Here is a 26,210-nt window from a genome sequence, read left to right as displayed (position 1 = left end):
TGAGCTTAGTTATTGTAAGTTTAAGGTTTTAACATTTGTTATCCAGCTACTTGCACTCTTAGAGTTCGTATCGATTATTGCTAAAGTGCCATATGAAGGATTAAATTCAAGCAGAGGTTGTCCCTCTATTTTATAAACTAAATATATTCTATCTACTTCAAGCGCTACTGACATAGGATATCTTGTTGCACTTCCATTAGTATCTTCTATTTCTATAGTTGGTCTATCCCTGAAGTTATAATCTAAATTTCCTATTAGCTTTTCTAATGATATTCCTTCAATTTCAACTTTCTCTAAACCGTTATTAATGTATACTTCTGTCTTATTTGAGCCTAAAGATTTCAATTCTTTGATCGAAAAAGACTTTAGTTCATCGCCATTCCCCTTTATTATTACAATATTATTATTGTATTTTGACATTGTCATATCTTCATACTTTTTCTTAATAAACACGGCAACAAAGACTAGTACTATAGCAAATAATCCCAATAGAAAGAGTTTGTATTTATTCTTTTTAAATAATTTATAATACTTATTCATCATCTTCCTGTAGAACCAAATCCGCCTTCATTTCTTTGGCTTGCTGATAAATTTTCTACTTCTTCAATTTCACATCTTAAATAAGGCTGAATAACAAGCTGGGCAAGCCTATCGCCGTTTTTAATAACTTGTTCTTCCTTACCATAATTATAAAAAAACATCATTAACTCTCCCCTATAGTCAGAGTCAATTACACCCAATGTATTGGCGAGCATAAGCTGTCTTTTTACTCCTGTAGATGATCTTGGATAAACTGCACCAAAAAATCCTTCAGGTATCTCTACTTTTAACCCCGTATATACCTTAACAGTTTCATTAGGTTTAATGGTAATGTCATCCTTAGTCTTACAATATAAGTCAATACCAGCTGCATGTTCTGTAGCATAAGCTGGTACTTGATTGTCTGTTATAATCTTTAATTTCATCCTATCACCTTCCTTATTTAGTATACCAATTTTAGCTCATTTTACAATTACAAGTATAATTATAACAAAGGAGATGCTATGAAAAAAATAGAAGAAAGATTTTTAAATTATATAAGTTTTGATACCAAAAGCGACCCAGAAAAAGGTGAAATTCAAAAACCATCTACAGAAGGCCAATTAGTTTTAGCAAGACAATTAAAAAAAGAACTTGAGGACTTAGGTCTTGTTGCGGAAATAAATGATGAGGGATTTGTATTTTCTGAGATAAAATCTAACTCAGTGAAAAACCTGCCAAAAGTTGGTTTTATATCTCACATGGATACTTCACCTGAAATGTATGGGAAAATTGATAATCCTCAAATTATCAATTACCAAGGTGGAGATATAAAACTAAATGAAGAAAAATCTATTAAGATTGAAGATTTTCCTTACTTAAATAAGCTAATAGGTACTACTCTAATTACAACAAGAGGCGAATCTCTATTGGGTGCTGATGATAAAGCTGGAATTTCTGCTATCATGCATGCGATAGATTTTATTGTAAACAATCCTGATATTAAACACGGAGATATAAAAATTGCCTTTACCCCTGATGAAGAAATAGGTACCGGTTGTGACTCTTTTGATGTAGAAAAGTTTGGAGCTGATTTTGCCTATACTATCGACGGCGGCATTTTAGGTGAATTAGAATACGAATCATTTAATGCTGCAGACGCAAAAATTACTATAAGAGGTAAATCTATACATCCTGGTTCTGCTAAAAACACTATGATTAACTCTATAAGCGTTGCAAATGAATTTGATAGACTATTAGGTGATGTTAGACGTCCTGAGCATACTGAAGGATATGAGGGCTTCTTCCATTTATTAGATATAAAGGGTGAAACAGAAATTACTAAACTGCACTATATTATTCGTGATCACGATAGAGATACTTTTGAAAAAATGAAGGAAGAAATTAAAGATAATGCTTCTTACCTAAACAAGAAATATGGTAATATTATCGATGTAAATCTATCAGACTCTTATTATAATATGGGTGATGTTATAAAAAATCATATGGATATAGTAGATATTGCTAAAAATGCCATGGAAAATCTAGATATCATTCCACTTGTTAGTCCAATAAGAGGCGGTACGGATGGATCTAAACTTTCTTTTATGGGACTACCAACACCTAATATTTTCACTGGTGGCATGAATTTTCACGGCATTTATGAGCTTATACCAATTGAACATATGCAAAAAGCAAGTGATGTTATAGTCGAAATTATTAAATTAATAGAGAAGTCATATTAGGAAAATGATTGTAAAATTTTCTTAAATGTGTTATCATATTAATATAAGAATGCTTAATGTAGATAAAAAAGGAGATATTATGGCAGATAACAAAGTTACAAATGACAACCAATACAAAGGCAACAAAGAACTAGATAAAAAAGTTAGAGAAGAAAACAAAGAAACCGGTGGTGAATCTTTAGATAAAAAACTAAGTCCTGACCAAGAAAATCTTAGATCAATTTCTGATGAAGCTGATGAAAATTCAAACGTTGGTGTTGAAGCAAGAAGAACAAGAGCAGATTTTTCAGAAAATCCTTCTGAAGATTAATAGCGGATACTTATTATTAAAAAAAGACGAGAAAACAAAATCTCGTCTTTTTTAATGTTTATATGAAAATTATCTTATTTTTCTATCTCTTTTCTTAAAATATCTCCTACTTCTAAAGGTAAGTCGATTTTAATTCTAATTAACTGTTTTGGCTTGTTTGCAACTTCAATTTCTTCGCCATTTTCATCTTCCATATAATCAATTTCAAAATCATAGAAATCCTTACTATTACCAAATATTTCTATATGATCACCTTTGAAAAACCTATTTCTTTGTTCAATTGTTGCAATTTTAGTATCCTTATCATAAGCTTTGACAAGACCTATAAAATCATAATTTCTTATATAAGAAGATGTACCATAAATTTGATCATTTTCATCTGGTTTATTATAGAAAAATCCTTTAGTGAAGTGCCTATGGCTTGCTTTGTTTATTTCTTTAAAATATTTTTCTGCTAATTCTTTTGAAAAATTGCCATCATAATATGCATCAATTACCTGTCTATATGACCTAATTACGGTTGCAACATAAAAAGGCGTCTTCATTCTTCCTTCTATTTTAAAGCTATCTATACCAGCTTCTATTAATTTATCTACTTCCTCAATTAGGCATAGGTCTTTAGAATTCATGATAAAAGTTCCACCATTACCATCTTCTTCTATTGGATAATATTCGCCAGGTCTGGTTTCTTCCTGAAGAGAGTATTTCCACCTACAAGGTTGTGCGCAATCTCCCCTATTAGCATCTCTTCCAGTCATATATGATGATAATAAGCATCTTCCCGAATAAGATATACACATTGCCCCATGTATGAAACATTCAATTTCCATATCTTTTGGAGTATTCGCTCTAATCTCAGTTATTTCCTTTAAAGATAGCTCTCTAGCTAATATTACTCTTTTAGCACCCATTTCGTACCAAAAATTAACAGTAGCTGAGTTTGTTACAGAAGCCTGGGTTGAAATGTGTAAATCAATATCTGTATGTTTTTTAGCTAAATTAAATATACCTGGATCAGATATTATTAAGGCATCTATACCTATTGTATTTAAGTGTTCAAGGTATTGGACAATACCAGTCATATCACCATCATGGGGCATAATATTCATAGTAACATGCACTCTGACATTCTTAGAATGAGCATATTCTACAGCTTTTTTTAATTCTTCATCATTAAAGTTTTTCGCATTTGCCCTTAAACCAAAATTATCTCCGGCAAGATAAACTGCATCCGCCCCAAATTTTATAGCAGTCTGTAGTTTTTCAAAATCTCCCGCGGGGGCAAGTAGTTCTACTTTTTTATTTTCCATTTTATCTCCTTACGCTGATTGTAAGTCCATCACCTATGGGGATAATTGAACTTATGAAATCTTCGTTGTTTGTTATATAGGCTAAAAATTTTCTTAAATTTTTAACTAAAGTTATCTTTCGTTTTTCTATCAGATCATCGTTACAAACTTCACCTCTAAAAAGTACATTATCTGCTACAATGATCCCTCCCTCATTAAGTAATTTGCTTGTAATTTTAAAATAGTCTAGGTATCTAGACTTATTAGCATCAATGAAAACAAAATCAAAGCCTTGATCAATATTTCTCAAGGCTTTCATAGCATCATCATTTATTAATTTGATGTTTGTTTTATATTTTTTAAAGTTATTATTTGCTATTTTTGCTGTGTTTTCATCTAATTCTATAGTTGTAATCTGCGCATCAGAATACTTAGAAAAAATTAAGGAAGAATAACCAATAGCTGTGCCTATTTCAAGTATTTTTTTAGGCTTAGCAATTTTTACTAGACTTACCAGTAATTCTTTTGTCTGGCTATTCATAATAGGAACTCTATTTTCCTTGGCATATTTTCTTAATTCAATAAAATCTACATCTTCAAGCAAATCTTCTATAAATTGGGAGCTGTATTTATAATTAATATTTCCCATTTTCTATTCCAGATATTACAGGTAATATCATTGGATCCCTACCTAGTTCATTATAAATATATGATTTTAGGTCTTCTCTAATCTGATATTTTATTTGACTTAAGGCCTTAATATCGTCTTTTTTACATTTGTCTATAGATCTTAACACGATATCTCTTGCATTTTCGATTATATCTTGGTTTTCTTTTACATAAACAAAACCACGTGATACTATCTCAGGTCCTGCCAGTAATTCTTGTGTATGTTTATCAAAGGTTATGGATACAACCATTAGCCCATCTTCAGATAGATGTTTTCTATCTTTCAATACAATATTTCCAACATCACCTATACCTGATCCGTCAACAAGTACATTTCCTGCTTGAACCTTACCTTTAATTTGGGCAGATTTTTTACTAAATTCGATTACATCCCCATTTTCAACTATAAAGATGTTCTCCCTTAGTTGGCCCATATCTACTGCGATATCAGCATGTTTTTTAAGCATTCTTATCTCACCGTGAGCAGGGATTAAATACTTTGGTGTAACTAACTGGTACATAAGTTTAATTTCTTCTTGGCAAGCGTGCCCAGATGCATGGACTTGAGCTAGAGAAGAATATATTATCTTACACCCAATTTTTGTAAGGTTGTTAATTGTTGTATTAATTGCCATCTCATTGCCTGGAATTGGTGATGAAGATAGGATAACTGTGTCAGTTTCGTTTAAACTAATCTGTCTGTGTTCTTTATTTGCCATTCTTGTTAGGGCACTGAGAGGTTCACCTTGGGTTCCTGTAGATAGAATTACAAGCTCATCGTCAGCATATTTTTTAATTGCTTTCATATCTATTAAGGTGTTCTTTTTAATCTTAAGGAAACCTAACTCAGTTGCAATCTTGACGTTATTTAACATTGACCTACCTGATAGGGCAACTTTTCTATTGTATTTTTCTGCTGCTGTAATGATTTGTTGGACTCTGTGAAGATTTGATGCAAAGGTAGCCACTATAATTCTTGACTTAGCTTGGCCAAATATTTTTATAAAGGTTTCGCCTACTGTCTTTTCACTTACAGAAAATCCTTCTCTTTCAACATTTGTTGAGTCAGCAAATAGGGCTAATACACCTTTTCTTCCAAGTTCAGCAAGTCTTTGTATATCTGTTGGATCGTTATCAATTGGAGTGAAATCCATCTTGAAGTCACCTGTAAAGATTACTGTTCCTACTGGTGACTTAACAGCTATAGCGCAAGCATCTGGTATAGAGTGACTTACTCTTATAAATTCTACACTTAGGCTTCCTGCCTTAACTGTATTATTTACATTTACCATTTTAATCTTGTTAGTATTTAATCCGTGCTCTTTAAATTTGTTTCCTAAAAGTCCTTTAGTCAACTTAGAACAATAGACATTTGTATCAACATTTTTTAAAAAGTATGGGATTGCACCTATATGGTCTTCGTGACCATGGGTTACAAATATACCTCGTAATTTATTTTTATTTTCTTCTACATAGGTAAAGTCTGGAATAACTATGTCAACACCTAACATTTCGCTATCTGGGAATGTTAGACCGCAGTCAATCATGATCATGTCATTTCCATATTCTACTACTGTGCAGTTTTTTCCTATTTCATGTAATCCCCCCATTGGGATTATTCTTAATTTCTTTTCATTTGTCATTATTTCTCCTCATTTTTCTGACAATCGGAACATACTCCATAAATCCTCAAAGAATAATAAGACAAATCAAAGTCATAATTTTCTTTCAATGAGTTTTTTACTTCATCCACGGATAAAAACTCATCTTCTAATATTTTCCCACATTTTGTACAAATGATATGATCATGGTGATCACTTTCTGGGTCTATTAATTCATAAGTATAAGCTTGGTCGGTAAATTCTTGCTTATTAACTATACCTAACTCTTCAAATATATTTAAAGTTCTATAAATAGTTGCAATTCCAACCTGCTTATGGTCTTGATGAACAATAGAGAAAAGTTCTTCGGGTGTTAAATGCTTTTGTGAAGAATTTTTCAAAACAGTAAATATCAGCTGTCTTTGTTTAGTAAATTTTTGGTTGTTATTCTCAAAAATCTTCTTTACTTGTTCAATGTTCATTAATTTCTCTTTTCATCTCTTCATAAAATTCAATTATTTCATTTAATTGATTCTGATCTTCTATGGATTTAAATATAACTTCATCAGCTTCATTTATTACTTCTACAATTAATATCATATCGTCTATTGGATTTCTTAAAGCTGCATAATTATTATCATCAATTCCGAAAGTGTCTTCTATATTAAATTCAACTTCATTATTATTTTCATCCAGTAAAAAGATGCTATCCATTATTTCTCCTATCCAAATAGCTTTGTAAGATAAAGCTAGCAGCGATTTTATCAATATGTTTCTTTCTATTCTCACGTCTTACAGACATATCAATAAGAACTGCCTCAGATTCTAACGTTGTCATTCTTTCATCTTGATATATTATCTCTATATCTAATCTTTTCTTGATAAGATCAACAAAGCTTATAACTCGCATAGCCTGAGGGCCAATAGTATTGTTCATATTTTTAGGAAGTCCTACTATTAACGTAGAAACTTCATTTTCGTTAACAAGCTCTTCTATCCTATCGATATCGAATTTTACTTTTGTTCTTTTTATTGTTTCTAATGGTTGGCTAGTAATAAGCATTGGGTCACTTAGAGCAATCCCAATGGTCTTATCTCCAACATCTAAAGCCATTATTCTAGTCATTGATGTAATTATTTAATAATTCTTCTAATATCTTATCTCTATCAACTGCTCTAATAAGCTTTCTAGCGCCGTTGTGTGCTGTTATATAAGTAGGATCACCAGATAATAGGTATCCAACTATTTGAGAATTTGGCTTATAACCCTTTTCTTCAAGAGCTTTATATACTGTAGTTAATATTTCTCTAATATCATTTTTCTCTACATCTTCTCTCTTAAAGAGCATAGTTTCATTAAACTTATTATTATCAGTCATAAAATTACTCCTTGATTAATTCACAAGCCTTGTCTAAGGCTTTATCTAATGCAGATATGTCATTTCCACCAGCTTGTGCGAAGTTTTTCCTTCCTCCACCATTACCGCCGGCAACTTTTGCCATTTCTTTTACAATTTGACCTGCATTATATTTGTCTGTTAAATTATCATCTACTGATACAGTGAATATGATCTTATCTGTAACAGTTGCAAATACAATGACTAAATTAGAATATTGGTTTTTAATCCTATTTTCCAAATCTCTTAATTCATCTACGCTTACATTATCAAATTTAGCTACTAGTAGGTTAATGCCATTTACTTCTTCGATTTTTTCTTTTAACTCTCCAAATAAATCTTTATTTGATTGAGATTTTAATCTCTTAATCTCATCATCTTTGTTATCCAGAGCATTTTTAATAGATTTTATTTTAGATTCAATATTATTAACCTTAGTATCTAAGCTATCAGCAATACTCTTTAATTTATTTTCTTGAGCTAATATTAAATCATAAACAGCTCTTCCTGTGATAGCTTCGATTCTTCTAACACCAGCTGCTGCAGATGATTCAGATTCTATCTTAAAGATTAAGACTTCAGATGTGTTATTAACATGACAACCACCACATAGCTCTTTAGAATAATCACCCATAGATACAACTCTTACGGTTTCTTTATACTTATCTTCAAATAGTCCAATAGCACCGATTTCTTCCGATTTTTTATAATCCATGTATTCCTTCTTAACAGGAAGTTCAGCTCTTATTTTTTCATTGACTATTTTTTCTATTTGTGATATTTCTTCTTTACTTAAAGCTTTGTTATAAGAGAAGTCAAATCTAAGCTTATTTGGGTCTACTAGAGAACCTGCTTGTTTTATATCTTTGCCAAGTACATCTATTAATGCTTGGTCAAGTAAGTGAGTTGCAGAGTGATTTCTCTGGATATCATATCTTCTTTCCAAATCAATCTTAAATTCCGCATCAACATTTACAGCAAGCTCACCTTCTATAATTTCAACATAGTGAAATATTATATCATTTTTCTTTTGTACATCTATGACTTTTGCCTTACCATTATCTGTTAATATATATCCGGTATCAGCTACTTGTCCGCCACCTTCTGGATAAAACGAAGTTTTATTACTTATTACTATACCTTTGTTAGAATTTTTTATCGATTCTTTTTCTTCATTATCTACAAATATTGCTATTATTTTAGCATTGACGTCAAATTCATCATAACCAACAAATTCTGTCTTTTCAATATGATCTGTTATCAGATTATCATGGTTTGAACCCTTGTCAACCTTACGAGCATTTCTTGCAAGATTTCTTTGCTTTTCCATCTCTTCTTCAAATTTCTTTTCATCTACTTCAAGATTTTCTTCCTCAAGTATTTCCTTTGTAAGATCAAGTGGGAATCCATAAGTATCATATAATTTGAAAGCATCTGACCCATCTAATACCTTTTGTCCGTTTGCTTTTGTTGTAGCTATAAGATCATTAAGTATATCCAATCCTTGGTTTATTGTTTTTTGGAATCTATTTTCTTCATCACTTATAACTTTATGAATATTATCTTGATTATCTACTAATTCATCATATTCAGCCTTATATGTTTCTACTACCTTGTCAACAATTTTATTTAAGAATGAGCCTTCAATACCTAATAATTTACCATGTCTGTAAGCTCTTCTTATAAGTCTTCTTAGAACATATCCACGTTTTTCATTTGATGGAATAACCCCATCTGAAACTAAAAATGTCATTGCCTTAGCATGATCTGCTATAACTCTGATTGATACATCGTCTTTTTTATTTTCTTTATATTTTTTGTTAGATAATTTCTCAATTTCAGATATTATCTCTGTCATTACATCAATTTCAAAAATATTATCTTTTCCTTGAAGAACCATTGCAATTCTTTCTAGACCCATGCCTGTATCGATATTTGGATGTGCTAAATTTGTATAATTGCCTTGGTTATCTTTATTAAATTGTGTAAATACAAGATTCCATACTTCCATAAATCTATCTGAATCATCGTTGCCAGGCATGTTGTCATTTTCATCAATAGCTCTTTCAACTCCCCTATCAACAAAGATTTCTGAGCATGGTCCACAAGGTCCTACTTCTAATTCCCAGAAGTTATCCTCTTTTCCTTGTCTAAGAATTCTTTCAGCTGGCATTTTTATTTCGTCATGCCAAATATTATAGGCTTCATCATCGTCTTTATACACAGTTACCCATAAATCATTTTTGTCTATACCTAATCTATCAGTTAGAAATTCATAAGCCCAGCTAATTGCTTCTCTCTTAAAATAATCACCAAAAGAGAAGTTACCTAGCATCTCAAAAAATGTACCGTGACGCTCAGTTTTTCCTACTCTTTCTATGTCACCAGTACGAACACATCTTTGAGATGAAGTGGCTCTGTTGTTCTTCATCTTTTTTTCACCTGTAAAGTATTTCTTTAGAGGTGCCATACCAGCATTTATTAATAAAAGAGTATCATCATCAATTGGTGTTAATGGAAATGATTTTAAAAGTGTATGTTTTTTTTCATTTGCAAAAAATTCTAAGTAGCTTTTCCTAAGCTCATTCATTCCTAAGTTTTTCATCTGTTCTCCTTAAATTTCATGTTTGACAATATTATCCAAAGTTATGGAATCGACAGCCTCATTTATTAGACTGTCTAATTTTGTAAATACATCATATGCATCACATTTTTCAGCGCACTCAACTTTTCCACTTACGCATTCACTCATTGTTAAGTCTCCCTCTAAGCTCCTTAGAATTTGACCAATGGAAATTTCTTTAAGTGGCTTACTTATCTTGTATCCGCCCTTTGGGCCACGGCTTGATTTTATCAAGTCATCTTTTCTTAGCATTCTTACTAATTGTTCTAAATAATTTTCTGATAAGTTTAAATTCTCACTAATTTCAGAAACAGGTACATAGCCCTTATTTTCATTTTCTGCTATATAGAATATTGCTCTAAGCCCATACCTGCCTCTTGTTGATAATTTCATATATACCCCTATACTGTTATCAAATCTTTCATTGCCTCAAAATATTTATCACCTATGCCACTAACATTTTTTATCTCTTCAATCTTCTCAAATCGCTTCTGCTTCCTATATTCTATAATAGCATCCGCCCTTTTTTCACCTATGTTAGGTAGGGTCATAAGTTCTTCTTTACTGGCAATATTTATATTAATTTTAGCCTGTAATCTTTGATTGGAAATAGATTGACTTTGCCCTAATGTTTGTGGGTTATCAGCATTTATGTTTTGATTCTCATCAATATTAGGTATGTATATTTTCATCTGATCTTCTAACCTTAAGGCTAGATTTATCGCATTTATATCTGCCCTTTCTGTTAGCCCACCTGCCTTTTTTACTAAATCATCTAATCTATCACCATCTTCTATAGCATAAACACCAGAATGTAATACTTCTCCAGATATGTATACTTTTTTATCAAGATTTTCTAAATCTGAGTCTACATCTTTTTCATTTGCATTTTCTTTTTGTTCTTTATTTTTCTGGTCAGGTTCTTCTACAATTATGCTTTCTTCCTTTTTAGTAAATTTATCAATTATACTATTATCTGAAAAAACATTGGCTACTAAAAAGGCTAAAGCTATGATAGCTGCAAATATAAATTTGTCTTTTCTATCTTTAGGCATACTTACTCCTAATAATCTATGGGGTTAATTCTCCCATAGATTATCTATATCATAGAACTCTCTTTGTTTATGAGTGAAGATATGGACAATAACATCACTTACATCTATTAAAATCCATTCACCTTCTCTTAATCCTTCGTTCGATAAGACGTCATAGCCTTCTTTTGCCAAGGCTTCTTCTATATAATCAGCTAAGGCTCTAGTTTGATTTACAGAGTTACCTGTGGCTACAACAAAATAATCAGCTACAGAAGAGTCCTCTAATTTTATTACATTTATATCATCGGCTAATTTGTCTTCAAGTGTTTTAACTATTATGTCTAGTTTTTGCATTTTTCTCCTCTATTAAGTAATTTCTTGCTTCAATACTTAGTGGATTTATAATTGATTTTTTTGATATTAAAAACTTTATACTGCTGTCAAGCAGCATAAGCATAGTGTCGTTTAAATCAACAACCGATTTTCTTCTAATATCTTCAATTCCTTTAAAATCCCTATTAGGTTCTATAGCATCAGCAATAAATACTATTTTCTCTAATTTGGTCATATTTTTCTTGCCAGTAGTATGAAAACTTATTGCTGATAATAAATCCTCATCGTTAATATTATACACTTTTTTTGCTAATTCCGCTCCTAAAAACGAATGAAGAACTGGGTCATTTTCTGAACTAACTGGATACTTTTTAATATCAATTCCTAGCTTATTTATAATTCTCTTTTCATTGTATTTTGCACAATCATGTAGGATTCCTGCAAGATAAGCTTTGTTTTCATCTACTCCAAAGACCCTTGCTAAATTACTTGCTGTTTTAGCTACTCTTAGACTGTGGTTGTATCTTTTTTCGCCTATATCTTCTAATATTTTTTCTTTAATATAATCAAGATTATGCATACAAATTCCTCTGTTTTATAATGTAGTCAACTCCATCTTTTACAAGATATTTAATACTTTTCTCATCCTTTACTAAAGACCTTATTAGAGTTGAGGATATATTGATACTTAAACTATTTACTAGGAATATATTCGGATTATCTTTCCTAATGTTTTTTACTTTGTCAACAAGTTTGCTATGAGGATCTATACTCTCCCTGGAAAAAACAATTATATTTGAGTCTAATATATATTTATAATTCTTCCAAGTATCTATAGTCATAAATGAGTCCTCACCCATTATATAAAATATTTCATGTTCCTTTAGAGAATCTGTAAAATATTTTATTGTATCGTGGGTGTACCTGATTACCTGATCAGTAGATTCAAAGGTAGATAAGATTATCTTATCATTGTCTTTAATAGCCTCGCTTACCATTTCAACTCTAGTATTGACTTCTGTAATCTTCTTATCTTTTTTATGAGGAGGATTAGATGACGGTAATATGATAATTCTATCAAGATTCATATAATTAATCACATTTTCCATCACTATTAGATGACCTAAATGTATTGGGTCAAATGTTCCTCCATAAAGTCCTATCCTCATTATAAGTTATAAGAATTTGATTCGTTTTTTCTGTAAATTGTAATTATTGATCCTATATGTGAAATAAACTCACAATTTAATTTGTTAATTATAGTATCAATAATTTCATCAGCATCATCTAGATTATTATTTAATATTTTAATTTTTATTAGTTCTCTAGCTTCTAAAGCTTCATCAATTGCTTCTAGTAATTGATCTGTCACTGAAAATTTACCTATATTTATCACTGGTTTAAAATCATGAGCTTCTTGCTTAAGCATAGCTCTTTGCTTTCCTGTTAACATTTTTCCTCCTATTCATAGTACTCAAAAACAATATCGCCTACTGCAACACTGTCTCCATCTTTTATTCCCATTTCTTTTAGTTTATCAAATACTTCCATCTCTCTTAAAGTTGATTCAAAGTACATTCTTGAATCATAATCATCTATATCTATTTTTTTTATTAGATTATCAATTCTTTTACCATAAACTATATAAATATCATCTTCTTTTGTAAAGTTAAGATCGTATTCAATTTCTTTATTATAAAATTCATCTAAGAAGTTTTCGTCTACTTCTTCCATAAGAGCAAACTCTTCTTCTTTTCTCTTATCTAGATCAAAAGCTACATAATCAATCATATCTTTTATACCTTGAGTGGTAGCAGCTGATATTTTGAAAATTTTATAAGAATTTCCAAATTCTTTTATAAACTCTTCGGCATTATTATTAGAATCTAATTCTGATTTATTAAGGGCGATTATCATTGGTTTTTTAGCTAAATCGTCATTATAAAGTTCTAATTCTTTATTAATTAGCTTAAAATCATCAATTGGATTTCTTCCTTCAAGTCCTGCTATATCTACAACATGAATTAGTATCCTGCATCTTTCTACATGCTTTAAAAAATCATGACCTAGACCTTGTCCTTCATTTGCACCTTCGATTAGACCAGCAATATCTGCAACTATAAAACTTCTCTCACTATCAACTTGGACTACCCCAAGATTAGGATCAATTGTTGTAAAATGATAATTAGCAATCTTTGGTTTTGCTTTACTTATTACGGATAAAAGAGTTGATTTACCTACATTTGGTAAGCCTACAAGTCCTACATCAGCTAGTACTTTTAACTCAAAGATTACATTGATTTCTTGACCTTTTCTTCCTGACTCAGCAAACCTTGGAGCTTGTCTAATAGAGTTTTTAAAGTGGACGTTACCTCTACCACCTCTACCACCTTTGGCAATTAAAAATTCTTCACCATCTTTGTTTAAATCTTTTATTATAATATTTGATTCTTCTTCTCTTATAATGGTTCCTACTGGAACTGGGATTATTAAATTTTCACCCTTTTTCCCAAATTTCTTATTTTTTCCGCCTTGTTCACCATTTTCTGCATGGAATTTTTTCTTATATCTAAATTCATCAAGGGTTGAGAGGTTCCTTGTGGCTTTTATAATTATTGAGCCACCATTTCCTCCATCACCACCAGCTGGTCCGCCAGTTGGTTCATATTTTTCCCTTCTCCAGGCTACTGCGCCATTACCACCATCGCCTGCCTTTAAGCTTACTTTTGCTAAATCTATCATATTTATCCTTTCATAAAAAAAGGCTTGCCAAAGGCAAGCTTAATTTTTCTTAATTATTGTGCATAAACAGATACTTGTTTTCTGCTTTTGCCTTTTCTTTCAAATTTTACAACACCTTCACATGATGCATAAAGAGTATCATCAGCACCTCTTTTAACGTTGTTACCTGGGTGGATTTTTGTTCCTCTTTGTCTAACAATGATTGTTCCAGCGTTTACAAATTGACCATCAGCTCTTTTAACGCCAAGTCTTTTAGCTCTTGAGTCTCTACCGTTCTTTGAAGATGAAACTCCCTTTTTACTTGAAAATCTTTGTAAATTAATATTTAATATCATGATTTCTCCTTATATTTTAATTTTACATAGCTGCTATAATTACCTAAAAGTGTCTCTATGCCAGTCTTAAAGTAATCAAATATAACATCTGTATCCCTATTTGGACTAGTAATATTTACAGACATCATAACTTCATCATCTGTAAAAATCACATCATCAGCATATTTATCAAGACTATTTACACAAGTATAGGCAAGTATGGTTACAGCTGAACATACAAGGTCTTTGCCATATTCATCGTATTCAGCATGACCTTTGATTTCAAATCCTACTATTTCGTCCTTATTATCGATTAATAAATCAACATTAATCATTAAAGACTTATGCTATTAATTTTTACTAAAGTATAAGGTTGTCTGTGACCGTGTTTTTTTCTATATTGTTTTTTAGGTTTATATTTAAACACTACGATTTTTTTAGCTTTATTTTGATCTTCAACAGTTGCAGATACTTTTGCACCTTCAACAACTGGGCTACCAACTTTGATATCTCCATCGTTAGATACTAATAAAACTTCTTCAAAATCAACAGTTTCACCAACTTCGTAATTAAGTTTTTCAACTCTTACCAAGTCACCTTCTGATACTTTATATTGTTTTCCACCTGTTTTGATTATTGCGTACATGGAAATCCTCCTATTTCTTAAATTCTCGCCAGCATTCGGGGATCAGAGCCCTAGCTGAGCGGTCTACTCATATATACTACTTCTGTTTAATAGTTTTGTCAAGATATTTCTATTATTTCCATCTTCTCAATAGCTTCATTCTCTAACTTTTCTATATCTAGATTTTCTTCAGACATCTTTATATATTTTAACTTAGGTTTTGTGAGTGGAGAATCAGGGGCAAATATTGAACAACAATCATCATATGGTTCTATAGATTTTTCATAAGAACCTATCTTATATGATATATCAATAATATCCTTCTTATCCATAGCAACTAGTGGTCTTAAAATCGGCCTTTCTGATGAATCATTTATTACAGAAATAGATTCTATAGTCTGACTTGCTACTTGGCCTAAGCTTTCACCTGTAATTAAAGCTTGATACTCCTTATTTTCAGCAATTTTATTGGCTATCCTCATCATAAACCTCCTGGATAAGATGGTCGTTTCCCTCCTATCACAGTTTTGATTTATTGCCTTATAAATATCAGCTAAATTTATCGAATATATTGTCATTTTGCCTGTATATGCAGATAAAATTTCTCCTAGGTCAATCGCTTTTTGCAAGGCTCTTTTTGAAGTAAAAGGATATGAATGGAAATGTAAGCAGTCAATCTTCATTCCTCTTTTTGCTACCATAAACCCAGCCACTGGTGAATCAATTCCACCGGATAAGAGCAATAGACCCTTTCCTGAAGAACCAATTGGAAGGCCTCCTAAGCCCTCAAACCTATCGGCATATACATAAACATTTTCTTTTACATCTATATAAAGCTTAAAATCAGGATTATGAACATCCACCCTTAAGTTTGGGAAATCCCTTAGCATAAATCCACCTATTTTCGCACTTAATTCAGGACTTTTTAGCTTAAAAGTTTTATCAGTTCTTCTACTTTCTACCTTAAAAGTGTATTTATTGTCAGCATATGAGTTTTCAACAACCTCTTTTGTTGCTTCATATATAGAATCAAGATCTTTATTTGTTTTTAAAACATAGGCAAGATAAGAAATCCCAAATACCTTTAAGATATTTTCCTTTAATTTGTCGAAATCTTGCCTATCAGCTTCAATATAGAGTTTTGAGGATTCTGTATACATCTTGCCGTGTTTGATTTCTCTTATATTTCTTTTTATATTATTAATTGCTTGTTTGTAGAAAATATTTCTATTCTTACCCTTTAAAAATATTTCGCCAAAGCTAACAGCAATCATCCATTCCATTATATTACCATCCTTATTAGTTCAATACTTCTTTTTAGAATATCTATTGTAAAATCAAGGTCTTCTTTGCTTATTTCTCCACTGAAAGAAAATCTAATTGCCCCATCCATATATTTTTCATCTAAATCTATAGCAGATAAAATCCTGCTATCATCACCCTTTGAGCAGGCAGAGCCGCTTGATACATAAATTTCCTCTTCTTCCAGCATATGGAGTAAAACCTCAGCCTTAATATTTGCAAAAGCAACATCTAGAATATATGCAGAACAATTTTCTTCTGGAGAAATTATATAGTAATCATCAATACTATCTTTTATTAAAGATCTAAAATATAAGTTAATTTCTTTAATATATTCATACTCATTAGCTTCAATTTGTTTTCTTAGGGCAATCGCCATAGCATATATTGATGGGGCATCGCTTGTTCCAGATGATATTATTTCTTGATAGCCTCCATCCAAAATAGGTTTAACCTTTGCGGTTATATCCTTCTTTATATAAAGTCCACCCATTTGTTTCGGACCGTGAAATTTATGGGCGGAGAAACTCATCATATCAACACCTAGTGACTTAACATCACAGTTTATCTTCCCTAGAGCTTGCGTTGCGTCAACATGTAAAATAATATTTTTGTTATAAGATTTTATAATTTCAGAAATTTTTCTAATATCTTGAATACAACCTATTTCATTATTTACATATATTATTGATACAAAACTGATATCATTTTTTAATTGTTTTTTTAAATCATTAAGGTCAATAAAACCATATTTATCGTTATCTAGGTAAATGACTTTATCAAAATCAGATTTTTTAAAAGCTTCGTACACTGAAGAATGCTCTATTTTACTTGTTAACGCCACCCCATCAAAAGATTTGATGGCTATATTATTTGATTCACTAGCTGATTTTGTAAAAAATACTTCACTCTCGGCAGACGAGATAACACTAGCTATATATTTCCTACTTTTTTTTATTAAATTTTCTGCTTCCATACCAAATGAATGGAGGGCACTTGGATTTGCAAAGGTCTCTTCTTGAGCTTTTACATACGCTTTTATTGCCTCATCATACATCTTTGTAGTCGCAGCATTATCTAAATAGATCATACATACTCCTTAATATTTCTATTATATTAGAAGTAAGTTAGATTACAAATCTATAGTATAATAATGTTATGATTACAATTAAAAAATATTTAAAATCAAATAAAATAACAAGTCACGACCTTGTTTTGGATATTGAAACTACTGGCTTAGATTTTAAAAGGGATAAGCTTGTTTTGCTTGGTCTTGTGAAACTTATAAATAATAAAACATATATCTTTCAATATTTTGCAGAAGATGATAGTGAGGAAGAAAGATTACTTAACATATATTTACGAGAAATTAAAGATAAAAGAGTTATTAGCTTTAATGGGGAAATATTTGACTTCGAATTTTTAAATTCACGTTTATTAGCTCATGAGAAATTTCCAATAATAGTAGATGATAGTTTCGACATTTATAGGATAATTAAAAGAAGTTCAAAATTTATCTATTTTGATTCTATGAAGCTTATCGATATAGAAAAACTAATCGGTATTAATAGAAATGATCCAAGTAGATACAAGGTAATTTCTAAACTAAAAGATGACCTTAAAAAAAGAGATAAGCCTTATCCTATATTAAAGCACAATGAGAATGATTTAATAGCTACGGCAGAGCTTGCCGATATAAAAGAAATACTTAAAGAAAAATTAGGAATTGCTACAAAGTTTGGTAATATTTACATCTCTAATGCTAATATTAATAAAGACATAGCAAATATAGAATTTATATCAGATAATAATCTGAATGAAACATATTTGGTTAAAGACAACTATCAAATAGTAATAAAAGATAATTTGATCAGACTCAACCTATTCGTCCTATACGGAAATTTCCCAGATGGGTCAAATGGTCATGTTGCAATTAATACTTTAAATATTACAAATAATTCAAATACTGAAATTAACGAAAATCTCTTAATTATCAGACAAGATTTTTTATATAATTATAAAAATCTCTTAGCATTAGCAAAAAAAATAATAGAGACTCTCGATAGCCTATAAACTATCTAGAGTCTCTATTTTCCAATCAATCTCTTTTTCATTATTCTTTTTTAGAAATTGATTTGTTCTTGAAAAAACTTTTGATCCAAAAAATCCTCTCCTTGCTGATAAAGGCGAAGGATGTGATGATTTTATAATTAAGTGTTTAGGATTCGTTATGAATTTTTCTTTAGCTATGGCGTTATTTCCCCAGAGAATGAAGACACATGGACTTTCTTTCTTATTTAGTATCTTAATAATTTCATCTGTAAAAATTTGCCAACCAATATTTTTATGAGAATTAGGTTTCTTTTCCACAACTGTTAGACTTGTATTAAGTAAAAGCACTCCTTGTTTAGCCCAAGAAACTAGTGAACCAGTATCAGCGATTGGAATGCCTAAATCTGATTTTAATTCCTTATAAATATTTTTAAGTGAAGGCGGTATCTTTACACCTTCATTAACTGAAAAAGCTAATCCATTTGCCTGGCCAAAATTATAGTAAGGATCTTGGCCCAAAATAAGAACCTTAGTATCTTCATAAGAGGATAGTCTAAGAGCATTAAAGATTTCATCTTTTGGAGGAAATATAGTGTTTTCTTTATAAGACTCTTCTAAAAAATCAGTTATTTCTTTAAAATAGGACTTAGCAAATTCAGCTTCTAATATTTCATCCCAATCATTTCCTATAATGTTTTTAATTCTCTTCATGAATAAAAAGTATATATATTATTGATAAGCCACAACCTATTGTGACAAAGATATCTGCAATATTAAATATTGGGAAATTTACAAAAGAGATCTCTATAAAATCTACAACATAACCATTAAAGGCTCTATCATAAAAATTACCCAAAGCTCCTGATATAATAAATGATAGGGCTACATTTAATATGAGAGGATTATTTTTATAATTTTTAATAAAATAATATATTAAATAACAAACTATTCCTACCGTAATAAGCAGGAAAAATATCCTCCTATCTTGTAAAATCCCAAAAGCTGCTCCCCTATTTTCTAAATAAGTGAGATTTATTATTGGACCTTCGATTGGGTTACCTATAAAATTATTAATTGCGTAAATTTTGCTAAGTCTATCTAAAATTAGACCGGCTATAATTATAAATATATATATCATTTAATTTTCCTATATTCTATGTGGTAGTTTCCTTTTTTACTTAAACCGCTTATGGAATCATATATAAATCTTCCATTTTTTCTAATAGAAATCAGGGAAGATTCATTTACTCTATATGATGGATTATCTATAGTCTGAAAATCAACCTTAACCATTCTGGCGGCAACTAGTTCTTTGGCCTTGCCTCTTGATGTAGATATAAATTCTGCTACAAGATTATCAAGTCTTCGGCTTGAAACGAATCCTTTATGATATTCATATTCTAAAGGAATTAAAGAAATTTGTCCAGCTTCTTTTTCTTTTAATTGTATCTTTTCATTTTTAATTTTTGTTAAATTGAATTCTACAAAAGAAGCTATCCCCTTATCGATAACAAATTCTACCCTGGAATCTAGTATAGAAATATCACCTATCTGATTTCTATCTACACCTAAACTTAATAAAGCTCCAAGTACATCAGGATGGCTTATTTCGCATGAGTCAAATTCTAATACACTTAGATAATTAGGCTCATATAGAGGTAGATAGTAGTAGTTTGCAACAAACATCTTTCTTTCAGCATCAGGGTTACCACCAATAAAGGCAATATCGATATTATTTTTAGTAGCAATATCACTTATCACTTTTTGTTCATAGGGATCTAAGAAAAAGCTTGTTGTTTCGACTTTTCTATAATAAGCTTTTTCTAAAAAAGCCAAGGCTTTCCTTATATTTGTTTTTGTCTGTTTATCTAAAATATGGTCGAGATTATATATTAAAGCCATAAAAATAAAAGATCGAAATTAATCGATCTATAATTGGTTATAATTACCTTCTGATATTTGATCAGCTACAAAAGAATCTATCTCAACACCATTAGGTGTGATTACAAATATACCTTTAGTAACCTTCTTCATATTACCTTTGAGAGCGTATACTGCTCCACTAACAAAGTCAAATATCCTCATTCTAAGGTCATTATCAACCATCTCTAAATTAAGAACCACTACTCTATTTTTTAGGATTTCTTCTATTACTACTGGACCATCATTATCATAATCTAATGGTTCTTGAATTGAAATTCTCATATTATTACTCCTAGAAAAATTATTACTGTTCATGCTAACTACATTATCATCCACACTGCTTGTATATGAGCTTTTATAAGTATTAGTATTATTTTTACCATAAGAGCTTGATGAAAAAGTGTTTGATGAATATGATGGTGTCTTGTCATCATCTAATAGATTGCTATAAGTTTTACTTTCTTTTTTTTCTTCTTTGGCATCTTCATCATCATAATACATTTGCTCATCATCATAATCGTCATAATTATCATCAATTCCAATGAATTCTTTAAACCTATCTAACATTTAAACCACCCTTTTTCTTTTTAAATTCTTACACTTATTATATCCTAATTTTAATATATGTAAAAATTAATATTCGCTCTTAATTTCTCTATTCATTAAATCTTTTACCGATTGGTCACAATCTTTACCTTCAAAAAGAACTTCATATATCTCATTTGTTATTGGAAGCTCAACATTTTTTTCCTTAGCTAATTCATAAACTGCCTTTGTTGTAGGTATACCTTCAACAACCATATGGATTTCTTTTTCAAGTTCTTCTATGCTTAAACCTTGACCTACTAAAATCCCTGCTCTGTTATTTCTAGAATGTTTACTAGTAGCTGTCACTATCAAATCGCCAACCCCTGCCAAACCATTTATAGTTTTAGGGTTTGCACCAAATGCTTTCGCAAACCTATTCATTTCATGAATCCCCCTTGTGATGAGGGCTGCCTTCGCATTATCACCATATCCTAGTCCACTTGACATACCTATTCCAAAAGCAAGTATATTTTTAATAGCTCCACCTAATTCAACACCTACTACATCTTGTGATGAGTAGACTCTAAAATAGTCTCTAACAAATAGCTGTTGTAATTCTTTTGCTAAACTTTCATCTTCACAAGCGCAAACTATTGTTGTTGGCATCTTAAAAATAACTTCTTCAGCATGTGATGGGCCACTTAATACTGCAAATTTAATATCCTTATTAAAATCATTAAAAATTTCTGATATTCTCTTATGAGTGTTTAGCTCCAGACCTTTTGATAAGTTGATAATAACATGATTGCTGCATAGATAATCTCTAGATTTTTCCAAGACTGACCTTATATTTTGGGTTGGTATACCATTGATTATATATTTATTTTCATAAATCTCTTTTAAATCAGAAGTAGCTCTTATCTTTTCATTAAGTTTTATATCTGGAAAATATTTACAGTTTATATGGTTTGAATTTATGGAATCTGTCAATCTTTGATCTCTAGCATATATCAAAACATCATCTTTTTCTGCTAGAATATTTGCTATAGCTGTCGACCAAGAACCAGCTCCTAAAATTGATATTGTCATTTAATCACCTAAAATATTTTTTTCTCTTCACCCTTGATAAGTCTTTTAAAATTATCCTTATGTTTATAAATTATCATCAATGCCAAAATAGATAAACATATAGTAAAGCTATTAATTCCAAACTTATATATACCGTATACAATAGCTACAAGAGCAGCACTCATAGAAGCAAGAGATACTATTCTACTTGCAATCATAACTACTAAAAATACAGCAAATAGGGTTAGGGCAAATACAGGATTGATATATACCAAAGCTCCAAAAATTGTTGCTATTCCCTTTCCTGCCTTAAAATTAAGGACGAAGCTATACATATGCCCAATGACGACAAAAAACATCGCTAGATAAATTCCTTCTTCCCCAGCAAGTTTTTTACCAATTATGCAAGCAACAATAGCCTTTGAAAAATCAAATAGAAATGTTCCTAAACCTGCTAATTTCCCGAAATTTCTCAAGGCATTTGTACTTCCTACATTGCCAGAACCCATTTTCCTTATATCTTGTTTAAAAAATATTTTTCCAATCACATAACCAGCTGGTATTGATCCTATTAGGTAGGATAGCAGAATTACTAATATATATTTCATGATTTTGCCTTATGTTCTTTGAATACAAAACTAAAAGGTACACCAGTCAATGCATAATTTTGTCTGATTTGATTTTCTAGATATCTAGTATAGGAGAAGTGAATTAAATCTCTATCATTTATTGACAACAAGAATTTTGGTGGCATAGTTCCTACCTGGCTCATGTAGTAAATCTTAAGTCTCTTACCCTTATCTTGTGGAGGTGGATTTAATAGCATTGCATCTTGTAAAATTGTATTTAAAACACCAGTCTTAATTCTCATTCTATAGTTATTATCTACAGCTTCTATCATATCTAATAGGGTATCTATTCTTTTATTATCCTTAACTGACATAAAGACAATTGGTGCATACATTGCAAAAGATAGAGTCTCACGGATTTTTTTTTCCATATCAGCCATTGTATTAGTCTCTTTTTCAACCAAATCCCACTTATTTACTGCAATTATTATTGCTTTTTTATTGTTGTGGGCATAACCGGCTATCTTTGCATCCTGCTCTGTAACTCCTACTGTAGCATCTATCAAAAACAAGCAAATTTCTGCACTATCTACAGCATCAAAAGTCCTTTGATTGGCATAATATTCTATGTTTTCTTTAACTTTTGCCTTTCTCCTTAGGCCAGCAGTATCAATTAAGACATAGTTTTTGTCATTGTATTGCCAATAAGAATCTACAGCATCTCTAGTTGTACCAGCGATGTTTGTTACTATCATCCTATCTTCATTCAAAAGCAGATTGACAAGAGAACTTTTACCAGCATTTGGTTTACCTATTATGGCAATTCTTGTCTCGTCTTCTGGTGAATCAAACTGAGAAAAGTCAATATAAGATGTAACTGCATCTAATAGGTCTCCTAGTCCCTTTGCTTGTTCTGCTGATATAATTTTCAAATCATCAAATCCAAATTGATAAAAATCATAAATGTCATCTGGCATTATCATATTATCGACTTTATTTGCTACGATTATAACTGGCTTATTATATTTTCTTATTTCATTTGCAATATCGACGTCATGAGGGTTGACTCCTTCTTTACCATCGACTACAAATAGTATTAAATTTGTCTCAAGAAGAGCTTTTTCTACTTGCCCTCTGATTTCGACATTCATCATCTCTTTACTTGATATATCTATACCGCCAGTATCAACAAGCTGAAATTCATTATTTTGCCATTCTACTTTATCGACAATCCTATCTCTTGTAACTCCTGATATATCTTCAGTAATTGATTTTCTTTTGCCAACTAGTCTATTAAAAAGCGTAGATTTACCTACATTTGTTCTACCTACTAGGGTTACTATTGGTAAGGCCATTTTATCACTCCATTGTTCGATATTGAATATTCAATATCGCTTATCATAATTTTCTTATCTTCATTAATTGTTCTTTTTTAAAATTCTTATCTATCCCTCTTATTATTAAGATTGAAATAGCTAAAAATACTAATACGCTTAATAAAGAAATAAGATTTAAATCCAAGTTAGAATTTTTAAATAGTAATGATGGGCCTATAGCTCCAATCATCACCATTATTACTGGAAATATATATACAATAGCAGAAAGTTTATTGATTTCATTCGCATCACTTTCTAATAGTACTGTATCTCCTTTTTTTATATCATCCGCTGAAAACATTTCAATTATAGTTGATTTTCTTTCTGCACAAGAGCCATTTGCTGCACATGAGCCGCACGCGCTATTCCTATCAACTTGAATTTTAAGATTTCCATTATTATTTTCAAGGACTAAACCTTCTTTAGTCATTGACATTATTTATCACCTCAATTTAATATTTAACTCATTTAAAGCCTTATCATCAACGATTGATGGTGCTTCTGTTAAAGGACAAGTTGCTGATTGTGTCTTAGGGAATGCAATTATGTCTTTGATATTATCAGTTTTTGCAAATAGCATTAATAACCTATCAAGACCATAAGCTAGTCCTGCATGTGGTGGTGTACCATATTGTAGGGCTTCAATAAAGAAACCAAATTTATTTTCAATATCTTCCTTACTTAGTTTTAAAGCTTTAAAGACTCTTTCTTGTAGGTCTGAATTATTAATCCTTACTGAGCCTCCACCCATCTCGTCACCATTTATAACTATGTCGTACGCTTGGGTTCTTACCTTTTCTGGTTGAGTTTCAAGTAGGTCTATGTCCTCTTCGTTCATCATAGTGAAAGGATGGTGCTGTGCAACATACCTATCTTCTTCTTCACTATATTCAAACATTGGGAAGTTTACTACCCATGTTAAGGCATATTCTTTTTCATAAAGGTTATTATCTTTTGCAATCTTTACTCTTAGGGCTCCCAAGGCTTCTAGAACTGTTTTATCCTTATCGGCTGCTAGGAATATTAAATCGCCTTCTTTTGCTCCTAGATTATTTTTCAATCCTTCTATAATATCATCAGTTAAGAATTTTTTGATTGATGATTGCATATCGGAGTTAAATTTAATATAAGAAAGTCCTTTGAGTCCATAATCTTTTACAAAATCTGTTAATTTATCAAGTTGTTTTCTTGAATATTTATCTTCTAAGCCTGTAAAGTTAATGGCCCTTACAGATCTACCGTCTGATGTATTGTCTGAAAATACTTTAAAGTCACTATCTACAAATATATCAGATACATTTTGAATTTTATAACCATACCTTAAATCTGGCTTGTCTGAACCGTATGACTCAATTGCTTCACTATAATCCATCCTTGCTATTGGTAGTTTTAAGTCATAGTCTGTGTACTTATCGAATAAAGTCTTTAGTAAACCCTCATTCATTGCTATTACATCATCTTGGTTTGAAAAACTCATTTCAAGGTCAAGCTGAGTAAATTCTGGTTGCCTATTCGCCCTTAAGTCCTCGTCCCTAAAACATTTTACAACTTGGAAATACCTATCTAGAGATCCAATCATCAAAATTTGTTTTAGTAACTGTGGTGATTGTGGAAGAGCATAAAATTTACCTGAGTTTATTCTTGATGGTACAAGATAGTCCCTAGCGCCTTCTGGGGTTGGTTTTGTTAGAAAAGGAGTTTCAACTTCTGTAAAATCATTGTCATACATATATTCTCTCATTGTCCTAACAATATCAGATCTAAGCTTTAGATTTCTTTGAACAGATTGTTTTCTCATATCAAGATATCTATATTTTAGCCTTAAATTTTCGCTAACATCATCATCATCCTTGATATAAATTGGTGGTGTCTTTGCCTTATCAAGGATGTTGATCTTATCAGCGATTATTTCAATATCACCTGTAGGAATCTCAGAGTTTTTGCTTTCTCTTTCAAAAACTTTTCCCTTAACTTCTATTACATATTCTTGAGCTAAGCTTTTTGCTACCTGATAGTTATCAGCATCTTCTTCTCTGACCACAATTTGGCTAATACCAGTCTTATCTCTTAAATCTATAAATACAAGAGATCCAAGGTTACGTTTTTTGCCAACCCAGCCCATCAAAACTACTTCTTTACCTAAGTCTTCAATTCTTAGGCTTCCACACATATTTGTTCTTTTAAATTCCAT

General features: G+C 30.9%; 34 protein-coding genes. 3 read left to right on the top strand and 31 right to left on the bottom strand.

Going from position 1 to position 26,210, the window contains the following annotated elements; genetic code table 11:
• Nucleotides 1-9: 9 nt before the first annotated feature.
• Both ACCQ42_RS04605 and dut read right to left on the bottom strand, forming a co-directional pair.
• Nucleotides 10-540, bottom strand: coding sequence for a hypothetical protein (locus ACCQ42_RS04605; protein WP_311530750.1), 531 nt, complete (start codon nt 538-540; stop codon nt 10-12).
• Nucleotides 540-965, bottom strand: coding sequence for a dUTP diphosphatase (dut, locus tag ACCQ42_RS04600; protein ID WP_311530748.1), 426 nt, complete (start codon nt 963-965; stop codon nt 540-542). The genes ACCQ42_RS04605 and dut overlap by 1 nt, the downstream gene beginning before the upstream one ends.
• A gap of 78 nt (nt 966-1,043) precedes the next feature.
• Between dut and pepT the strand changes: the two genes are divergently transcribed.
• Together pepT and ACCQ42_RS04590 are read left to right on the top strand one after the other, a co-directional pair.
• Entirely contained in the window at nt 1,044-2,264 is a 1,221-nt protein-coding gene (gene pepT / locus ACCQ42_RS04595) for a peptidase T (protein WP_311530746.1), read from the top strand.
• Nucleotides 2,265-2,343: 79 nt separating this feature from the next.
• The gene (locus ACCQ42_RS04590) at nt 2,344-2,574 is read left to right on the top strand and encodes an elastin-binding protein EbpS (RefSeq protein WP_265213204.1); all 231 of its coding nucleotides are present in this window, start codon (nt 2,344-2,346) and stop codon (nt 2,572-2,574) included.
• 74 nt (nt 2,575-2,648) lie between these two features.
• Here the strand turns inward: ACCQ42_RS04590 and ACCQ42_RS04585 are convergent, their stop codons facing one another.
• The 20 genes from ACCQ42_RS04585 to ACCQ42_RS04490 all read right to left on the bottom strand — a co-directional run bounded on the left by ACCQ42_RS04585 (nt 2,649) and on the right by ACCQ42_RS04490 (nt 17,593).
• Nucleotides 2,649-3,884, bottom strand: coding sequence for a peptidase U32 family protein (locus ACCQ42_RS04585; protein WP_265213202.1), 1,236 nt, complete (start codon nt 3,882-3,884; stop codon nt 2,649-2,651).
• 1 nt (nt 3,885) lies between these two features.
• On the bottom strand, nt 3,886-4,512 hold the full coding sequence (locus tag ACCQ42_RS04580; protein WP_106460250.1) for an O-methyltransferase: 627 nt from the start codon (nt 4,510-4,512) through the stop codon (nt 3,886-3,888).
• The gene (locus ACCQ42_RS04575) at nt 4,499-6,175 is read right to left on the bottom strand and encodes a ribonuclease J (RefSeq protein ID WP_106460249.1); all 1,677 of its coding nucleotides are present in this window, start codon (nt 6,173-6,175) and stop codon (nt 4,499-4,501) included. Before ACCQ42_RS04575 ends, ACCQ42_RS04580 begins: the two co-directional genes overlap by 14 nt.
• Nucleotides 6,175-6,615, bottom strand: a complete 441-nt coding sequence (locus ACCQ42_RS04570) for a Fur family transcriptional regulator (protein ID WP_106460248.1) — start codon at nt 6,613-6,615, stop codon at nt 6,175-6,177. Before ACCQ42_RS04570 ends, ACCQ42_RS04575 begins: the two co-directional genes overlap by 1 nt.
• On the bottom strand, nt 6,605-6,847 hold the full coding sequence (locus ACCQ42_RS04565) for a DUF1292 domain-containing protein (RefSeq protein WP_106460247.1): 243 nt from the start codon (nt 6,845-6,847) through the stop codon (nt 6,605-6,607). Before ACCQ42_RS04565 ends, ACCQ42_RS04570 begins: the two co-directional genes overlap by 11 nt.
• Nucleotides 6,840-7,259 (bottom strand): Holliday junction resolvase RuvX, encoded by a 420-nt coding sequence (ruvX, locus tag ACCQ42_RS04560; protein WP_265213194.1) that lies wholly within the window; start codon nt 7,257-7,259, stop codon nt 6,840-6,842. The genes ACCQ42_RS04565 and ruvX overlap by 8 nt, the downstream gene beginning before the upstream one ends.
• Nucleotides 7,252-7,512, bottom strand: a complete 261-nt coding sequence (locus ACCQ42_RS04555) for an IreB family regulatory phosphoprotein (protein WP_106460245.1) — start codon at nt 7,510-7,512, stop codon at nt 7,252-7,254. Before ACCQ42_RS04555 ends, ruvX begins: the two co-directional genes overlap by 8 nt.
• Nucleotides 7,513-7,516: 4 nt before the next feature.
• Nucleotides 7,517-10,135: an alanine--tRNA ligase gene (gene alaS / locus ACCQ42_RS04550; RefSeq protein WP_410035500.1), complete on the bottom strand. Its 2,619-nt coding sequence runs from the start codon at nt 10,133-10,135 to the stop codon at nt 7,517-7,519.
• 9 nt (nt 10,136-10,144) lie between these two features.
• On the bottom strand, nt 10,145-10,546 hold the full coding sequence (locus ACCQ42_RS04545) for an RrF2 family transcriptional regulator (protein ID WP_265213190.1): 402 nt from the start codon (nt 10,544-10,546) through the stop codon (nt 10,145-10,147).
• Nucleotides 10,547-10,554: 8 nt separating this feature from the next.
• Nucleotides 10,555-11,208 carry a DUF655 domain-containing protein gene (locus ACCQ42_RS04540; RefSeq protein WP_265213188.1) on the bottom strand — a complete coding sequence of 218 codons (654 nt, stop codon included), beginning with the start codon at nt 11,206-11,208 and terminating at the stop codon, nt 10,555-10,557.
• Between the two features lie 24 nt (nt 11,209-11,232).
• Nucleotides 11,233-11,541: a ribosome silencing factor gene (gene rsfS / locus ACCQ42_RS04535; protein ID WP_265213186.1), complete on the bottom strand. Its 309-nt coding sequence runs from the start codon at nt 11,539-11,541 to the stop codon at nt 11,233-11,235.
• Nucleotides 11,516-12,100, bottom strand: a complete 585-nt coding sequence (yqeK, locus tag ACCQ42_RS04530) for a bis(5'-nucleosyl)-tetraphosphatase (symmetrical) YqeK (RefSeq protein ID WP_265213184.1) — start codon at nt 12,098-12,100, stop codon at nt 11,516-11,518. The genes rsfS and yqeK overlap by 26 nt, the downstream gene beginning before the upstream one ends.
• The gene (nadD, locus tag ACCQ42_RS04525; protein WP_410035499.1) at nt 12,093-12,689 is read right to left on the bottom strand and encodes a nicotinate (nicotinamide) nucleotide adenylyltransferase; all 597 of its coding nucleotides are present in this window, start codon (nt 12,687-12,689) and stop codon (nt 12,093-12,095) included. Before nadD ends, yqeK begins: the two co-directional genes overlap by 8 nt.
• On the bottom strand, nt 12,689-12,973 hold the full coding sequence (gene yhbY, locus ACCQ42_RS04520; RefSeq protein WP_106460238.1) for a ribosome assembly RNA-binding protein YhbY: 285 nt from the start codon (nt 12,971-12,973) through the stop codon (nt 12,689-12,691). The genes nadD and yhbY overlap by 1 nt, the downstream gene beginning before the upstream one ends.
• Nucleotides 12,974-12,981: 8 nt before the next feature.
• Nucleotides 12,982-14,262 carry a GTPase ObgE gene (obgE, locus tag ACCQ42_RS04515; protein WP_265236629.1) on the bottom strand — a complete coding sequence of 427 codons (1,281 nt, stop codon included), beginning with the start codon at nt 14,260-14,262 and terminating at the stop codon, nt 12,982-12,984.
• Nucleotides 14,263-14,315: 53 nt separating this feature from the next.
• Nucleotides 14,316-14,597, bottom strand: coding sequence for a 50S ribosomal protein L27 (gene rpmA, locus ACCQ42_RS04510; protein ID WP_072537410.1), 282 nt, complete (start codon nt 14,595-14,597; stop codon nt 14,316-14,318).
• Nucleotides 14,594-14,911 (bottom strand): ribosomal-processing cysteine protease Prp, encoded by a 318-nt coding sequence (locus tag ACCQ42_RS04505; protein WP_106460236.1) that lies wholly within the window; start codon nt 14,909-14,911, stop codon nt 14,594-14,596. Before ACCQ42_RS04505 ends, rpmA begins: the two co-directional genes overlap by 4 nt.
• A complete protein-coding gene (gene rplU / locus ACCQ42_RS04500) occupies nt 14,911-15,222 on the bottom strand; it encodes a 50S ribosomal protein L21 (protein WP_265213177.1) in 312 nt (103 codons plus the stop codon). Before rplU ends, ACCQ42_RS04505 begins: the two co-directional genes overlap by 1 nt.
• 98 nt (nt 15,223-15,320) lie before the next feature.
• Nucleotides 15,321-16,484: a tRNA uracil 4-sulfurtransferase ThiI gene (thiI, locus tag ACCQ42_RS04495; protein ID WP_106460234.1), complete on the bottom strand. Its 1,164-nt coding sequence runs from the start codon at nt 16,482-16,484 to the stop codon at nt 15,321-15,323.
• Nucleotides 16,484-17,593, bottom strand: coding sequence for a cysteine desulfurase family protein (locus ACCQ42_RS04490; protein ID WP_410035498.1), 1,110 nt, complete (start codon nt 17,591-17,593; stop codon nt 16,484-16,486). Before ACCQ42_RS04490 ends, thiI begins: the two co-directional genes overlap by 1 nt.
• A gap of 68 nt (nt 17,594-17,661) precedes the next feature.
• On the opposite strand from ACCQ42_RS04490, the gene ACCQ42_RS04485 reads away from it, so the two are divergent.
• Nucleotides 17,662-18,576, top strand: a complete 915-nt coding sequence (locus tag ACCQ42_RS04485; RefSeq protein ID WP_106460232.1) for a ribonuclease H-like domain-containing protein — start codon at nt 17,662-17,664, stop codon at nt 18,574-18,576.
• Here the strand turns inward: ACCQ42_RS04485 and ACCQ42_RS04480 are convergent.
• From ACCQ42_RS04480 to aspS, 9 genes are all read right to left on the bottom strand, one after another.
• The gene (locus tag ACCQ42_RS04480) at nt 18,571-19,266 is read right to left on the bottom strand and encodes a uracil-DNA glycosylase (RefSeq protein ID WP_410035497.1); all 696 of its coding nucleotides are present in this window, start codon (nt 19,264-19,266) and stop codon (nt 18,571-18,573) included. The genes ACCQ42_RS04485 and ACCQ42_RS04480 overlap by 6 nt on opposite strands.
• A complete protein-coding gene (gene lspA / locus ACCQ42_RS04475) occupies nt 19,253-19,693 on the bottom strand; it encodes a signal peptidase II (protein WP_106460231.1) in 441 nt (146 codons plus the stop codon). The genes ACCQ42_RS04480 and lspA overlap by 14 nt, the downstream gene beginning before the upstream one ends.
• The gene (locus ACCQ42_RS04470) at nt 19,690-20,457 is read right to left on the bottom strand and encodes a YlmH/Sll1252 family protein (RefSeq protein ID WP_106460230.1); all 768 of its coding nucleotides are present in this window, start codon (nt 20,455-20,457) and stop codon (nt 19,690-19,692) included. Before ACCQ42_RS04470 ends, lspA begins: the two co-directional genes overlap by 4 nt.
• Nucleotides 20,458-20,484: 27 nt before the next feature.
• Nucleotides 20,485-21,045 carry a cell division protein SepF gene (locus ACCQ42_RS04465; RefSeq protein WP_106460229.1) on the bottom strand — a complete coding sequence of 187 codons (561 nt, stop codon included), beginning with the start codon at nt 21,043-21,045 and terminating at the stop codon, nt 20,485-20,487.
• A 66-nt stretch (nt 21,046-21,111) separates the two neighbouring features.
• On the bottom strand, nt 21,112-22,095 hold the full coding sequence (locus ACCQ42_RS04460; RefSeq protein WP_410035496.1) for an NAD(P)H-dependent glycerol-3-phosphate dehydrogenase: 984 nt from the start codon (nt 22,093-22,095) through the stop codon (nt 21,112-21,114).
• An 8-nt stretch (nt 22,096-22,103) separates the two neighbouring features.
• Nucleotides 22,104-22,682, bottom strand: a complete 579-nt coding sequence (plsY, locus tag ACCQ42_RS04455; RefSeq protein ID WP_106460227.1) for a glycerol-3-phosphate 1-O-acyltransferase PlsY — start codon at nt 22,680-22,682, stop codon at nt 22,104-22,106.
• Nucleotides 22,679-23,998: a ribosome biogenesis GTPase Der gene (der, locus tag ACCQ42_RS04450; RefSeq protein ID WP_106460226.1), complete on the bottom strand. Its 1,320-nt coding sequence runs from the start codon at nt 23,996-23,998 to the stop codon at nt 22,679-22,681. The genes plsY and der overlap by 4 nt, the downstream gene beginning before the upstream one ends.
• A 43-nt stretch (nt 23,999-24,041) precedes the next feature.
• Complete coding sequence (locus ACCQ42_RS04445) at nt 24,042-24,455, bottom strand: SoxR reducing system RseC family protein (RefSeq protein WP_106460225.1); 414 nt, start codon at nt 24,453-24,455, stop codon at nt 24,042-24,044.
• 6 nt (nt 24,456-24,461) lie between these two features.
• The gene (aspS, locus tag ACCQ42_RS04440; RefSeq protein ID WP_106460224.1) at nt 24,462-26,210 is read right to left on the bottom strand and encodes an aspartate--tRNA ligase; all 1,749 of its coding nucleotides are present in this window, start codon (nt 26,208-26,210) and stop codon (nt 24,462-24,464) included.

It is taken from the genome of Anaerococcus kampingae (assembly GCF_046365475.1).
GTDB lineage: Bacteria > Bacillota > Clostridia > Tissierellales > Peptoniphilaceae > Anaerococcus > Anaerococcus kampingae.
This window is presented reverse-complemented; position numbering and strand designations above follow the sequence as displayed.

Bases quoted from the DNA above. Each gene is read 5' to 3' on its own strand.
- ACCQ42_RS04445 (WP_106460225.1), bottom strand. From the start codon at position 24,455: ATGTCAATGACTAAAGAAGGTTTAGTCCTTGAAAATAATAATGGAAAT.
- rsfS (WP_265213186.1), bottom strand. From the start codon at position 11,541: ATGCAAAAACTAGACATAATAGTTAAAACACTTGAAGACAAATTAGCC.
- plsY (WP_106460227.1), bottom strand. From the start codon at position 22,682: ATGAAATATATATTAGTAATTCTGCTATCCTACCTAATAGGATCAATA.
- ACCQ42_RS04585 (WP_265213202.1), bottom strand. From the start codon at position 3,884: ATGGAAAATAAAAAAGTAGAACTACTTGCCCCCGCGGGAGATTTTGAA.
- lspA (WP_106460231.1), bottom strand. From the start codon at position 19,693: ATGATATATATATTTATAATTATAGCCGGTCTAATTTTAGATAGACTT.
- ACCQ42_RS04605 (WP_311530750.1), bottom strand. From the start codon at position 540: ATGAATAAGTATTATAAATTATTTAAAAAGAATAAATACAAACTCTTT.
- nadD (WP_410035499.1), bottom strand. From the start codon at position 12,689: ATGAGGATAGGACTTTATGGAGGAACATTTGACCCAATACATTTAGGT.
- rpmA (WP_072537410.1), bottom strand. From the start codon at position 14,597: ATGATATTAAATATTAATTTACAAAGATTTTCAAGTAAAAAGGGAGTT.
- aspS (WP_106460224.1), bottom strand. From the start codon at position 26,210: ATGGAATTTAAAAGAACAAATATGTGTGGAAGCCTAAGAATTGAAGAC.
- ACCQ42_RS04490 (WP_410035498.1), bottom strand. From the start codon at position 17,593: ATGATCTATTTAGATAATGCTGCGACTACAAAGATGTATGATGAGGCA.
- ACCQ42_RS04590 (WP_265213204.1), top strand. From the start codon at position 2,344: ATGGCAGATAACAAAGTTACAAATGACAACCAATACAAAGGCAACAAA.
- ACCQ42_RS04555 (WP_106460245.1), bottom strand. From the start codon at position 7,512: ATGACTGATAATAATAAGTTTAATGAAACTATGCTCTTTAAGAGAGAA.
- ACCQ42_RS04565 (WP_106460247.1), bottom strand. From the start codon at position 6,847: ATGGATAGCATCTTTTTACTGGATGAAAATAATAATGAAGTTGAATTT.
- ACCQ42_RS04460 (WP_410035496.1), bottom strand. From the start codon at position 22,095: ATGACAATATCAATTTTAGGAGCTGGTTCTTGGTCGACAGCTATAGCA.
- ACCQ42_RS04470 (WP_106460230.1), bottom strand. From the start codon at position 20,457: ATGGCTTTAATATATAATCTCGACCATATTTTAGATAAACAGACAAAA.
- ACCQ42_RS04465 (WP_106460229.1), bottom strand. From the start codon at position 21,045: ATGTTAGATAGGTTTAAAGAATTCATTGGAATTGATGATAATTATGAC.
- ACCQ42_RS04540 (WP_265213188.1), bottom strand. From the start codon at position 11,208: ATGCCTAAAGATAGAAAAGACAAATTTATATTTGCAGCTATCATAGCT.
- dut (WP_311530748.1), bottom strand. From the start codon at position 965: ATGAAATTAAAGATTATAACAGACAATCAAGTACCAGCTTATGCTACA.
- yqeK (WP_265213184.1), bottom strand. From the start codon at position 12,100: ATGCATAATCTTGATTATATTAAAGAAAAAATATTAGAAGATATAGGC.
- obgE (WP_265236629.1), bottom strand. From the start codon at position 14,262: ATGATAGATTTAGCAAAAGTAAGCTTAAAGGCAGGCGATGGTGGTAAT.
- ACCQ42_RS04570 (WP_106460248.1), bottom strand. From the start codon at position 6,615: ATGAACATTGAACAAGTAAAGAAGATTTTTGAGAATAACAACCAAAAA.
- rplU (WP_265213177.1), bottom strand. From the start codon at position 15,222: ATGTACGCAATAATCAAAACAGGTGGAAAACAATATAAAGTATCAGAA.
- ACCQ42_RS04485 (WP_106460232.1), top strand. From the start codon at position 17,662: ATGATTACAATTAAAAAATATTTAAAATCAAATAAAATAACAAGTCAC.
- yhbY (WP_106460238.1), bottom strand. From the start codon at position 12,973: ATGTTAACAGGAAAGCAAAGAGCTATGCTTAAGCAAGAAGCTCATGAT.
- ruvX (WP_265213194.1), bottom strand. From the start codon at position 7,259: ATGACTAGAATAATGGCTTTAGATGTTGGAGATAAGACCATTGGGATT.
- thiI (WP_106460234.1), bottom strand. From the start codon at position 16,484: ATGGAATGGATGATTGCTGTTAGCTTTGGCGAAATATTTTTAAAGGGT.
- der (WP_106460226.1), bottom strand. From the start codon at position 23,998: ATGGCCTTACCAATAGTAACCCTAGTAGGTAGAACAAATGTAGGTAAA.
- ACCQ42_RS04545 (WP_265213190.1), bottom strand. From the start codon at position 10,546: ATGAAATTATCAACAAGAGGCAGGTATGGGCTTAGAGCAATATTCTAT.
- pepT (WP_311530746.1), top strand. From the start codon at position 1,044: ATGAAAAAAATAGAAGAAAGATTTTTAAATTATATAAGTTTTGATACC.
- ACCQ42_RS04575 (WP_106460249.1), bottom strand. From the start codon at position 6,175: ATGACAAATGAAAAGAAATTAAGAATAATCCCAATGGGGGGATTACAT.
- ACCQ42_RS04480 (WP_410035497.1), bottom strand. From the start codon at position 19,266: ATGAAGAGAATTAAAAACATTATAGGAAATGATTGGGATGAAATATTA.
- ACCQ42_RS04505 (WP_106460236.1), bottom strand. From the start codon at position 14,911: ATGATTAATGTTGATTTATTAATCGATAATAAGGACGAAATAGTAGGA.
- alaS (WP_410035500.1), bottom strand. From the start codon at position 10,135: ATGAAAAACTTAGGAATGAATGAGCTTAGGAAAAGCTACTTAGAATTT.
- ACCQ42_RS04580 (WP_106460250.1), bottom strand. From the start codon at position 4,512: ATGGGAAATATTAATTATAAATACAGCTCCCAATTTATAGAAGATTTG.